Origin of the sequence: Heliomicrobium modesticaldum Ice1 (assembly GCF_000019165.1) — a bacterium.
GTDB classification, from domain to species: domain Bacteria; phylum Bacillota; class Desulfitobacteriia; order Heliobacteriales; family Heliobacteriaceae; genus Heliomicrobium; species Heliomicrobium modesticaldum.
The window spans coordinates 1,848,356-1,860,996 of sequence record NC_010337.2; the positions used below are offsets into that span (position 1 = coordinate 1,848,356).

8 protein-coding genes and 2 riboswitches are annotated in these 12,641 nt (G+C 59.0%); all 8 genes read left to right on the top strand.

Annotated features, from left to right (window positions below; translation table 11 throughout):
• Nucleotides 1–30: 30 nt before the first annotated feature.
• Complete coding sequence (gene aspS, locus HM1_RS08320; protein ID WP_041315154.1) at nt 31–1,845, top strand: aspartate--tRNA ligase; 1,815 nt, start codon at nt 31–33, stop codon at nt 1,843–1,845.
• On the top strand, nt 1,842–2,627 hold the full coding sequence (locus HM1_RS08325) for a tRNA threonylcarbamoyladenosine dehydratase (RefSeq protein WP_012282911.1): 786 nt from the start codon (nt 1,842–1,844) through the stop codon (nt 2,625–2,627). Before aspS ends, HM1_RS08325 begins: the two co-directional genes overlap by 4 nt.
• Nucleotides 2,628–2,636: 9 nt before the next feature.
• Nucleotides 2,637–2,951 (top strand): metal-sensitive transcriptional regulator, encoded by a 315-nt coding sequence (locus tag HM1_RS08330; protein ID WP_012282912.1) that lies wholly within the window; start codon nt 2,637–2,639, stop codon nt 2,949–2,951.
• Nucleotides 2,952–2,983: 32 nt separating this feature from the next.
• Complete coding sequence (gene trxA, locus HM1_RS08335; protein WP_012282913.1) at nt 2,984–3,313, top strand: thioredoxin; 330 nt, start codon at nt 2,984–2,986, stop codon at nt 3,311–3,313.
• A 172-nt stretch (nt 3,314–3,485) separates the two neighbouring features.
• On the top strand, nt 3,486–6,056 hold the full coding sequence (locus HM1_RS16450) for a two-component system response regulator (RefSeq protein WP_049754086.1): 2,571 nt from the start codon (nt 3,486–3,488) through the stop codon (nt 6,054–6,056).
• A gap of 128 nt (nt 6,057–6,184) precedes the next feature.
• Entirely contained in the window at nt 6,185–7,525 is a 1,341-nt protein-coding gene (locus HM1_RS08345) for a putative DNA modification/repair radical SAM protein (RefSeq protein ID WP_041315163.1), read from the top strand.
• A gap of 78 nt (nt 7,526–7,603) precedes the next feature.
• Nucleotides 7,604–7,792: riboswitch (cobalamin riboswitch) on the top strand.
• A gap of 171 nt (nt 7,793–7,963) precedes the next feature.
• A riboswitch (cobalamin riboswitch) is annotated at nt 7,964–8,155 on the top strand.
• A gap of 33 nt (nt 8,156–8,188) precedes the next feature.
• Nucleotides 8,189–9,013, top strand: coding sequence for an adenosylcobinamide amidohydrolase (locus HM1_RS08350; RefSeq protein ID WP_012282917.1), 825 nt, complete (start codon nt 8,189–8,191; stop codon nt 9,011–9,013).
• A gap of 107 nt (nt 9,014–9,120) precedes the next feature.
• Nucleotides 9,121–12,633 (top strand): S-layer homology domain-containing protein, encoded by a 3,513-nt coding sequence (locus tag HM1_RS08355; protein ID WP_049754087.1) that lies wholly within the window; start codon nt 9,121–9,123, stop codon nt 12,631–12,633.
• The last annotated feature ends 8 nt before the right edge of the window (nt 12,634–12,641 follow it).

The window sequence follows — 12,641 nt, forward strand, 5'->3', positions numbered from 1 at the left end:
TACATAGATGAAAGGACGATTCACCAGATGATGATCGATATGTTCACAGGCCTGAAACGATCCCACCGGGGTGGCGACCTGCGCATCGACCACGCCGGCCAAACGGTGACCCTCATGGGCTGGGTTCAGCGCCGCCGCGACCACGGCGGACTCATCTTTGTCGACCTGCGGGACCGCTCCGGCCTCGTTCAGGTCGTCTTCAGCCCCGAAGTAGGGAAAGAGGCCTTTACCAAAGCCGAGGACGTTCGCAACGAGTACGTCCTCGCCGTCACGGGCGACGTGCGCCCCCGTCCTGAGGGCACCGTCAACGCCAACCTGCCCAGCGGTCAGATCGATGTCTATGCCCGCCAGCTCTGGGTCTTAAACAGCGCCAAGACACCGCCCTTTTACATCGAAGACGGGGTGGACGTCGACGAGACGGTGCGCCTCAAGTATCGCTATCTGGACCTGCGCCGCCCGGAGATGCAGCGCAACCTGATCATCCGCCACAAGACGGCCAAAGCCATGCGCGACTTCCTCGACCGCAACGGCTTTTTGGAGATCGAGACGCCCATGCTGACCAAATCGACGCCGGAGGGCGCTCGCGAGTTTATGGTGCCGAGCCGCATCCATCCCGGCGAGTTTTTCGTCTTGCCCCAATCGCCTCAACTCTACAAGCAGATCCTCATGGTAGCCGGCATGGAGCGCTACTTCCAGATCGTCCGCTGCTTCCGCGATGAAGACCTGCGGGCGGACCGCCAGCCTGAGTTCACTCAACTCGACATTGAGATGTCCTTCACCCAGATGGACGACCTGCTGACGCTCATGGAAGAGATGGTCGCCCATATCTTCAAAGAGGCCCTGGGCAAAGAGATCTCCACGCCCTTCCGCCGCATCCCCTACGCCGAGGCGATGGGCCGCTTCGGCTCCGACAAGCCAGACCTGCGTTTCGGTCTCGAACTGATCGATCTGACGGAAACGGTCAAAGACGTGGAGTTCAAGGTCTTCGCCAGCGTCGTCAAGGGCGGCGGCGAGGTGAAGGCCATCAACGCCAAAGGCTGCGCCCACTTCTCCCGCAAGGAGATCGATGATCTGACGAAGGGCGTCGCCGTCTACGGCGCCAAGGGCCTCGCTTACATCCAGATGACCGAGGAAGGCCCCAAGTCGCCCATCGCCAAGTTCTTCACCGACGAACAGCTTAACGCCGTCCTGGATCGGCTGGGCGCCGAAAAAGGCGACCTGCTCCTCTTCGTGGCGGACAAGCCCTCTGTCGTAGCCGCCTCCCTCGGCTTCCTGCGTCAGGAACTGGCGCGCCGTCTCAACCTGATCGACTCGGAAAAACTGGAGTTCGCCTGGGTCGTTGACTTCCCCCTCGTTGAATATGATCCTGAAGAGAAGCGCTACAACGCCATCCACCACCCTTTCACCGCGCCCAAAGACGAAGACCTGGACCTGCTTGACAAAGAACCGGGCAAGGTGCGGGCCAAGGCTTATGACCTCGTCCTCAACGGCGTCGAGCTCGGTGGCGGCTCCCTGCGCATCTACCGCCGTGACATCCAGGAAAAAATGTTCGCCATCCTCGGCTTGACCGCCGAAGAAGCCTATCAGAAGTTCGGCTTCCTTCTGGACGCCTTCGATTACGGCACACCGCCCCACGGCGGCATCGCCTTCGGCCTTGACCGCATGATCATGCTGATGACCGGTCGCGACACCATCCGCGACGTCATCGCCTTCCCCAAAACCCAGTCCGCCTCTGATATGATGGTCGACGCCCCGAGCGCCGTCACCCCTCGCCAGTTGAAAGAGTTGCACATCAAGCTGGACCTTCCCGTCAAAGCACCGAAAGCAGAGCCGGCCAAGAAGTGAAACAACAGGCCTTTGCCAGAACAGAACTGCTCATCGGCGATGAGGGGATCGAACGCTTGGCCAGCGCCAGCGTGGCCGTCTTTGGCGTCGGCGGCGTCGGTTCTTTCACCGTCGAGGCCCTGGCGAGATGCGGCGTAGGTAGCCTTGTGCTGGTAGACCATGATGAGATCTGCCTGACCAACGTGAACCGACAACTGCACGCCCTTCACTCCACCGTCGGCAGGGCCAAGGTGGAGGTCATGGCCGAGCGGGTCAAGGACATCCATCCGCAGGCAAAAGTGACCTGCTACCGCCGCTTCTACGGCGTCGAGGCAGGGGAGGAGATCATCACGCCGGAATTGGACTATGTCGTCGACGCCATCGATACGGTGAAGGGGAAACTGACCATCATCGAAAGGGCGAGAGCGGTCGGCGTCCCTGTCGTCAGCGCCCTCGGCGCCGGGAACAAGCTCGATCCGACCCGCTTCCAAGTGGCTGACATTTACGAGACAACGATGGATCCGCTGGCCAAGGTGATGCGCAAGGAACTGCGTAAGCGCGGCGTCGACAAACTGAAAGTGGTCTATTCGACGGAGGCCCCGCGTCCCCTCAGAGGAGAGGCGGCCTGCGCCGACAACTGCATCTGTCCGCATCCTAAGGGGCCCTTCGGCGCATCATGTAAGCAGAAGCGCCAGATACCGGGGAGCATCTCCTTCGTCCCTTCCGTGGCCGGTCTGATCGTCGCCTCCGTCGTCGTCCGCGATATCCTAGAGGCCTCCGGTCTCTTGACAGCGGCGAAGTAATCTTATACAATGAATATGGATACGGGGTATGGGTATCTACTGGGGGTGGCGGATCTGGAATGTACCCAATCGAAAGAGGCGCTGATTCGGCGATTGAAGAAGATTGAAGGCCAGATCAAGGGCATTCAGAAAATGATCGCTGAAGACAAAGCCTGCCTTGACCTACTCGTCCAAGTCGCTGCGGCCCGGGCGGCTATCAACCGGGTTGGCACATTGATCATCATGAATCACACCCGCCGGTGCCTTTCCAACGTACCGCTCTCGGGAGAGCAGGAAAAAGCATTGGAGGAACTCGTCGACGTACTTACCAAGTTCACCAAGTAAAATAAAAATAGTCTGAAGGAGATGGTAGTTCCATGGCTAGCGCAAACGTGGTCGCCCTGACGGACGACAATTTCCGCACTCAGGTCCTGCAGTCCAGCAAACCGGTGCTCGTCGATTTCTGGGCCGCTTGGTGCGGACCCTGCAAGATGATCGCCCCCATCATCGACGAAGTTGCTGACGCTATGGCCGGCAAGGCTGTCGTCGGCAAGCTGAACGTCGATGAGAACCGCGCCACCGCCGCCGAGTATGGCATCATGTCCATTCCGACCTTGCTGGTCTTCAAAGGCGGTCAGGTCGTCGATAAGGCCATCGGCTTCAAACCGAAGGATGAACTGATCAAACTGCTGAACAAACACATCTAAGGGAGCGTCCAAACAAATTGTACATGGATGCCGGGGCGACAGCTCCGGCTTTTTGCTTTTTACGGCGGAACGGGTCCTTTTCAGTGCTTGCTTGACACTGCCGAGGTGTGGCTCGATAATGTGAATAATGAGGGCGCAATGTTATCTCGGAAGTGATGGAAAGGAACGCAGAATGACAGATTTGTGCTTAAAAAAACCCCTCATCCTGGTCGCCGACGATGACCCCGCGATGCGGTTCATGCTGCGGCGCGCTCTAGAAAAAGACGGCTACGCTGTTATAGAAGCCGAGGATGGCGCGGCGGCCTTGGAAGCTTATGAACAGGCAGAACCAGACATCGTCTTGATGGATGTTCTCATGCCGGTGTTGGACGGATTTGCCCTTTGCGCACAGCTGCAGACGCTCCCCCGCCACCGTCGCGCTCCCGTGTTGATGATCACCGGCCTTGACGACGACGCCTCTGTAGAAAAGGCTTACCAGTCAGGGGCAACCGATTATATCACCAAACCGATCCAATGGGCCGTGCTTCGGCAGCGGGTGCGCCGGTTGTTGCAGGCGCAGCACACGGAAAAGGCGCTGAAAGCCCGAGAAACACAACTCAGCGCCGTCGCTTCGGCGCTCGGGGAAGGCCTCATCGTCCTCGATGCGGAGGGGCGTTTGACCTTCATGAACCCGGAAGCGGAGCGGCTCCTGGGCTGGAGTCTTCCCGAACTGCTGGGGAAAAAGATTCATTCCATCATCCACAACCGTCGTCCGGAAGGCGATCCCATCGCCGAGGCAGACTGCCTCGTTCTAAAAACAATCGGCGCCGGCGAAACCTACCGCAGCGACGAGGAATACTTTACCCGCAAGGATGGCGCTCTCTTTCCCGTATCGCTCGTTTCTACCCCGTTGCGTGTCAATGACCGGATCACCGGGGCCGTGACCGCTTTCCACGACATCAGCGATCGGAAAAAAGTCGAGGAAAGGCTGTTGCTGGCCGCCAAGGTCATTGAGACTACGACAGAAGGCATCATGATCACCGACGCCGGCGGTGTCATTGAGTCGGTAAACCCGGCTTTTTGCCGATCCACAGGTTACAGTGAATCTGAGGCAATCGGCAACAGCCCGCGCATCTTAAAATCAGGGCGCCATGACGGTGAATTCTACCGTAAGATGTGGAAGGCCTTGCTGGAAACGGGCCAGTGGCAGGGGGAGATCTGGAACCGCCGCAAGAGCGGGGAACTGTACGCCGCCTGGTTGACGATCAGCGCCATCAAGGACAGCCACGGCCGGACCACCCAGTATGCCGCCATTTTCAGCGACATCACCGAAGACAAGCGCAACCAGGAACGGATCAAGCATCAGGCTTACCATGACGCCTTGACCGATCTGCCCAACCGACTGCTCTTCATCGACCGCCTGACACAGGCGATCGCTCAGGCGACGCGGAACTGTTACATGCTCGCTGTCCTCTTTCTCGACCTGGATCGGTTCAAGCAGATCAACGACACCTATGGCCACGCGCTGGGAGACCTGCTGCTGCAAGGTGTGGCGGGACGCCTGCGTCGGGCTGTCCGGGACAGCGACACGGTGGCGCGCCTCGGCGGCGACGAGTTTACGATCCTGCTGCCGCAGATCGGCAGCGTAGAAGACGCCGCCAAGGTGGCCCAGAAGATCCTGGCCTCCCTCCGCCAGCCATGGTCATTCGAAGGCATACCGTCCTTTTGCATCACTACCAGCATCGGCATCGCCGTCTGCCCGACTGACGGTGAAGAGGCGGAGACATTGATGCACAACGCCGACGCGGCCATGTACCGAGCCAAGGCGCAGGGGCGCAACCACTATCAACTCTATACGCCCGAGTTGAACGCCTGGGCCTTCGAACGGCTGGCTATGGAAACCCGCCTTCGCCGCGCTTTGGACCAGGGCGAATTCGTCTTATACTACCAGCCGAAGGTGGAAGCGGCCACGGGAAACTGGTGCGCTGTCGAGGCATTGATCCGCTGGCAGCACCCCGATCTGGGGCTGGTCTCGCCGACGGAGTTCCTGCGCTTGGCCGAGGATACAGGGCTGATCGTGCCTATCGGCGAATGGTGTCTGGAGGAAGCTTGCGTTCGCAACAAGGCTTGGCAGGATGCAGGCTTGCCGCCTGTGCGGATGGCCGTCAACCTGTCGGCGCGCCAGTTTCAACATCCGAATCTGCTCGCCGCAGTGGAAAAGGCGCTGCAAAAGAGCGGTCTGCCACCTGCCTGGCTGGAACTGGAGATCAGCGAGGAGGTCATCCTTCGCTTTGCCGATCTAGCCCCCATAGTGCTGGGTGATCTGAAATCGCTCGGCCTAAGCCTGACGATGGACCAGTACGGAAAGCGCGACAGCCGCATTACGCTATTGCAGAAGCTGCCTATTGACAGAGTAAAAATCGCTGCGTCCCAGGTCATCGATCTGAGCGCCTGCCATGATGCCCGGAAGAGCGTCAAGGCCTTGATCGCCCTCGCCCGCAGCCTCGATCTGCATGTAGCCGCAGACGGCGTCGGAACGAGAGAACAGTGCGATTTTCTGACTGCCGCCGGTTGTGACGAGATACAGGGACACCTCTTCAGCGACCCTTTATCGGCTGAGGAGATGGGCCGGAAAATGGGCGACGAAGCAAAACAGGAGAAGGACGCTGAAGTAGAATCAAGGCCAAAGAAAACAGGAACCCTGTTGCCTGATCTGGTTGCCTGTGGGAAGCCGATCCGTTATGATAAGAATGATATTGGATAGAAACACTTGTACGAATCGGCGCTTTTTTCTGCGTCAGTCTTCGCTTCCTCCATATCAGGAAAATCCACAATTTAGCATATTACATAACGCTTCATAGCATTTACTCTTTCCGACGGGCGATGATGGCCATGCACTTAAGTGAAAAACTGCAGATCTTATCGACAGCAGCCAAATACGATGTTTCCTGTTCCTCCAGCGGCAGCAATCGGGGGAGGAAGGCGGGTACGATCGGCAGCACCGCTTCTTCTGGCATCTGCCACAGCTGGTCTGACGATGGCCGCTGCATCTCCCTGCTCAAAGTTCTCTTCTCCAACGTCTGCTGCTATGACTGTTCCTTCTGCGTTAACCGCGTCTCCAACGACGTTCCTCGGGCTTCTTTTACACCGGATGAATTGGCCGATCTGACGATCAACTTCTACCGCCGCAACTACATCGAAGGGCTCTTCCTTAGCTCCGCCATTGAGAAGGGACCGGACCATACGATGGAGCAACTGGTACGGACGGTTCGCAAGCTGCGCAAGGAATACCGCTTCAACGGATACATCCACTTAAAGGCCATCCCCGGTGCCGACAGCCGGCTCATCGCCGAAGCCGGTTCCCTCGTCGACCGGATGAGCGTCAATATCGAACTGCCCACCAGTGAAGGCTTGCGCCGCCTGGCCCCTCAAAAAAAGAAGGAGAACATCCTTCGGCCGATGGGGCAGATCACCGGCGCCATCGCGCAGAACCGGGAGGAGCGACGGCACTTTCGCCGGACGCCCACCTTTGTCCCGGCAGGTCAGAGCACTCAACTGATCATCGGGGCGACCCCTGAATCAGATCGGCAGATCTTTACCCTCGCCGAGGGCCTTTACCGCAAGTTTCAACTGAAGCGGGTCTACTACTCAGCCTATGTCCCTGTCAGCAGCGATCCGCGCCTGCCGGCATTGCCTGCGCCGCCCCTGTTGCGGGAGCACCGGCTCTACCAGGCTGACTGGCTGCTGCGCTTTTACGACTTTCGGGCCGACGAGATCGTCGACGCCGACAACCCGAACCTGGACCTGGAACTGGATCCAAAGACCGGCTGGGCGCTGCGCCACCTCGGCTTTTTTCCCGTCGAGGTGAACCGCGCCGATTACCGCACCCTCCTGCGCGTGCCCGGCATCGGTGTCAAGTCGGCCAAGCGCATCCTTGCGGCTCGGCGACTGGGAAGGATCCACTTTGAACACCTGGGCCGGATGGGCGTCGTCATGAAGCGGGCGCGCTATTTCATCACCTGTAACGGCCGCTATTACGGTGAAATCGGGCCGGACGCGACCAGCCTCCGGCAACGGCTGGTTATGCCGGAGCAGGGGGCGATCAAAGGAATGGCTGGCGGGGAACAGTTGACGTTATTTGGAGAGGAGATGGCGATGGAATCGGCGATGGCGACGCTGTTTTTGCCTGCGCCTGTTGAGGAACAGTGGTCGGTAGTGACGGGGGATCTATAGGGAGCGCCCGATCAGGGGACGGCAGCCATGGTCAAGAAGGAATTGTCCGCTTCATCCCGAATAGACTAAACCATTAACCGAATAAGTCTGGGAACAGGTCACCTGTCCGGAGGACAGGTGTGAAAAGGGAAGCCGGTGCAAAACCGGCGCGGTCCCGCCACTGTGAGAGGGAGGCCCCCTGTGCGATGTCACTGGCTAGATGCTGGGAAGACGCAGAGGCGGCTCATGATCTCGAGCCAGGAGACCTGCCTGTTCTGACACTGCCGGTGTACCTACGCGGATAGGGAGGTGGTCTGCTTTGCCGTTCATGCATCTTCCTCTTGGGATGCGTCACGGTCCGACTGTGCCATGACCTTAGCCGATAGGCTGAGGTTTTTTGCGTTCCAAGGGCGGATGAAGACATTTTTTTCGTTCCTTCCTCAATAGGAAAGAAATGACAACTGCATCATACGAACAGGTCGCCTGTCCCGAAGGGCAGGAGTGAAATGGAAAGTCCGGTGCAAAACCGGCGCGGTCCCGCCACTGTAAGGGTGTGATGAGGCTCTTCCATGTCACTGGCAGCAGGCTGCCGGGAAGACAGCGCTTCAGATGACCCCGAGCCAGGAGACCTGCCTCTTCGTGCTTACCGGCAACCGCCAACGACACACCAAAGGAGGAGACACCATGGCATACAGGGGCGTCACTACCGGGATGGGAAGTCTCCATAGAAATGCGGAAAGCGCCTTGGCGTTCATCCGCCGCTATTGCCCGGAAAGGACGCCGGGAAGCTGGCTCTCCCTCCTTCCCGGACTGCGCGGTCGCCTCGAAAAAGAGTGCATCCTCATCGCCGCCGATATGCCCTGGCGCTGTGTCAGTTCAGGCATCCTCGGTGGGGGGATCAGCGACAAACGTTTTTTTGTCAACCGGCAGGTGCACAAAAATTACAATGAATGTCAGCCGCAAGGCGAGACGATCGCTTTTCTGACGGGCGCTTTCCCCGATTGCCCCATCGATCAAACGACTGCGTTGATGACAGCCGCCCGGGTCTCTCAGGCGGCCTGGATGCAGAACCGTTGCGGCCCTATCGGCCTCTCGGTGGTGGTGACAGCTGGTGTGCGCAACGCCTGCGCCGCCGGCGTCACCCCCTGCTGGGAAAGGACACCGGAAATCGGGACGATCAACATCATGGCTTTTCTGGATAACTCACTCACCGACGGGGCACTGATCAACGCCGTACAGACCATCACAGAAGCGAAAAGCCGGGTATTGCGGGAATTGCGTATCTGTTGCGCCCAGACAGGCGACTGGGCCACCGGCACAGGTACCGACGCTGTGGTGGTGGCAGCCCGGCCCGGCGGTGAGCCGCTGGCCTATGCCGGGCCGACGACACGGCTTGGCGCCTTGCTCGCTGCCACCGCCGGCGCAGCCCTGCGGCAGGCTGTTCAAGCCTACTTGAGCGCAACAGGCCGCCGTGCAGGTCAAGCGAAAGAAGCGACAGGGGCAAAGTAAATAAAGCAAACGAAGCAGAGAAGGCAGACGAAGGAAAGGACATAAAGGGGATTCAGCCCAAAAGACAGGGCGAAAACACAGATAAATGAACAGGAGGATGGATGGTCTTGCATTACTTTTATCGTGCCAATCAGAGCGGCCGAAAAACAGCGGCGCTGGCGATGGTTTTCCTGCTCCTTTGGAGCCTTTGCCTGCCCCTTTTCACAGCCCATGCGGCGTCGGGAGTTCCCTCCGTCCAGGCCGGGCAGCTGGCCGGCAAGGCCGTCGATTTCATCTGCAATCAGGTGAAGAGCGGAGAACCTGTTGATGGTTATACGGCTGCCGTGTTGATCGCGGCAAAGGAGGATCTGGGCGCAGCCAAATGGACGCCGCCTTATTCCTTATCTGTGAAAGAACAACGGATATCTGAGGCGGATGCCCTTGCGATCGGGCCTGAACTGGGAAGCAAAAACAACCTGATTACCTATCTTTTGGCCAATCAAAATAGCGACGGCAGTTTCGGTCCCTTTGCCAACGAGTATGGGACCAAGGTCAGCCTGGAAGCTTTGGCCCGGATCAAAAGCGATGTCCCCGTTGGTCCCCTGAAGGAACGGGTCGAACAGGCGATCGAAAAAGGGGTTCACTTTCTGCGGGAGCGCTTTGCCCAGAGCGATGAAGCCTATTCGAACACCGGGTTCGCTTCTTTTGACGCCCGCTTTGTTTCTGCGCTCGCCCTTGCCGGTGAGGACTTGACGCAAGCCTACTGGCAGAAAAAGGGAAAAACGCTGCGCGAGCAGGCTGTCGCCGATGCTGTCTATGCTGCCGACAATCCTGATGGTAAGAGCGTCACCGAGTTGTCCAAGCACCTGACGGCCCTGTATCAGCTAGAGCCAAACCACGAAAAGATCAACGCCCTTGCGGAAGCCATTCGCAATCAGAAGCAGACCGTCGACGACGGCGTCCGCTTCGGCGCATCCCTCTATGATGACGTCGCCGTATTGCAGGCGCTGGGACAAAGCAACCAACTGGCGGGCATCGAGCCGGCGAAGGTCCTCAACTATATCAACCGGTTCCGCACAGACCACAGTGATGACTGGGGAACGCCGGCAGGGAGCGCCTACGGCAGTTATAGCCCCAAAGAACCGGAACTGACGGCCCAGGTGTTGTCAGCCCTTTCCGGATTTAGAGCGGGAGCGGACATCGACAAGGCCATCGATGCCATCCAGACCTACCTCAAAGCGATCCAGCATAAGGATACGGCGGCCATCCCTGTTTCCGGCGACAGCACTACCGCCACCGCCGAAACGCTGATCGCCTTGAAGCGGCTCGGCCTCCCCTATGAGCAATACGGAGGAGACGATGGAGGCTGGTCGAAGGCGCCTCGTGTCAAACCGTTGGCGCTTTCCCTCATGGCGATGCAGGCGCTGCAGGAAAAGGAACGCGCCCACAAGCTGGCAGACTTGCTCCTGGCCCGTCACACAGCGCAGGACGGCTTTTCCAACAGCATCTACAGCGACAGTTGGGCCTATCTGGCCTTGGAGGAAGCTGGAAAAATTGCTGAAATCAAGGAAAGCGCCCGCGCCTATCTGTTGAACAAGCAACGACAGAACGAATCGGACAAAGGCGCTTGGGGCGAATCTTTTGGCGGCGCTTTCTATGCCGACTTCATGTCGACGGCCCAGGCGATCCGGGCGCTAAAAGGTCTGCCCGGGATGGATGGCGATGCTGCTGTTCAACAGGCGATAGCTGACGGACTGGCCTACTTGAAGAGCAAGCAACAGGCAGACGGCAGCTTCGGCGGCTCCTTCGACGATCCCGTCGTCGACACGGCGGAAATGATCGTCACCATGCAAAAGCTCGGTCTGAATCCCGGTGAATTGAAAAACAGCAACCAACAGAGTCCCGTCGATTGGATGTTGACGAAGGCCCTCAACAAGGACGGCAGCTTCGGCGGCAGCAAGAACGTTTTTGGCGCTACGGAAGCCCTGGCCGCTTACCTGGTGCTAAACGGCCTGCCTTCCGGCGTCGGGTCGGACGGCGGGATCACTCCGCAGGATGACACAGCCGATGTGTACGTCGCTGTGATCGGCAGATCTGGCGAGAGACTTTTCGGTCCTGCCGCTGTCAAGGTGAGCCTAAAGGGTCGCTGGGGAATGACCGTCCTGGGGGCGTTAGAGCGCACCGGTTTGCACTACGCTGACCGAGGCGGTTTCGTGACCTCTATCGCCGGTCAAGCCAACCAGGGGATGTCCGGTTGGATGTACAAGGTGAACGAAGTCACCCCGATGGCAGCAGCCAAAGATCAGGCGGTGAAATCGGGAGACGAAGTGATCTGGTGGTACAGCGTGGATATGAACAACCCCGGACCGACCTGGGACGATGTAATCAGCGGCAAGTCGCTGGGAAGCGTACCGCAGCCGACGAATACGGTTCCGACCAGTATCACTGAACAAATCAAGCATTTTCCTCAAGTGTTGCAGGCATCGGATAAAGCGATTCAAGCCTTGGAGCGTTTGAAAAAAGAGGCCGCCTCGACTGCGCTGGCACAGGAAAGACCTGTCGAGGCGATCGACAGCGGTTTAGTGGCCCTGGTGGTGGTGGGCGAGTTTCAGCCGCTTACCGAAGCGGCCTACCAACAACAGCAGCGTGAACAGGCTGATAATCGCCTGCTCTTGCAGCAGGAGGTACAGGCCGATCAAGGAGCGGTCATCGCCGATGCCAAGGGAGAAGTCGCCCTGGCGGTGCCAGCCAAGGCGTTGAGAAGGGACATGAAAGTGACCATCCAGGAAACGGCGCCGCCTTCGGCGACTGAGCAATCAGCGCAACAGGCGCCGGCAGGGTTTCGGTTCCTCTCGTCCCTCTACCGCTTTGGTCCAGACGGAACGACCTTTGCCGAACCGGTCACCGTCGCCTTGCGCGTGGCGCTGCCCCCGGAAGTAAGCCCGAAAGATGTGTCGCTGGCTGTCTTTGATGTAAAATCCAAGGCCTGGATGGCCGTGCCTGCCGTCTACGACGCTGTCAAAGGCGTGTTCCTGACGCAACTTCGTCATTTTTCCGACTATGCTGTCTTGGCAAGAGCGATGCCCGAGGCGCTTCCGGTTATGGCGAAAGTCCAAGCACCCTTTGCCGATCTGACGGGGTTCGAGTGGGCTGCCGAGAGCATTCGGCGGTTGTCTGAGGCCGATATCCTCCGCGGTGTTGCGCCGGACAGGTTCGAACCGGGTCGGACCGTCACGCGGGCTGAGTTCACCGCTTTGCTCGTCCGCAGCCGGCGCCTGCCAACATCAGGCCAGGCGAATTTCTGCGATGTGCAGCCTGGGGATTGGTTCGCCCCGGTAGTGGCCGCCGCTGCCGAGGCCGGTATCGTCAATGGAGACCCTGATGGTGCTTTTCGGCCCCATGACCGCATCACCCGGGAAGAGATGGCTGTCATGTTAGGCAAATCGCTCCGTTGGCAGCAGACAGAGACGGGAGGGGCGCCCTTCACCGATCAGGAGGCGATTTCGCTTTGGGCACGCCCTTGGGTCGCCCAAGCGGTCAAGCAAGGCCTGTTGCGCCGATATGAAGACGGCAGCTTCCGGCCCCGGGCAGAGGCCAACCGCGCCGAGGCGGCGACGCTCATCGACAAGTTGGTGCAGTAATCCTGCAA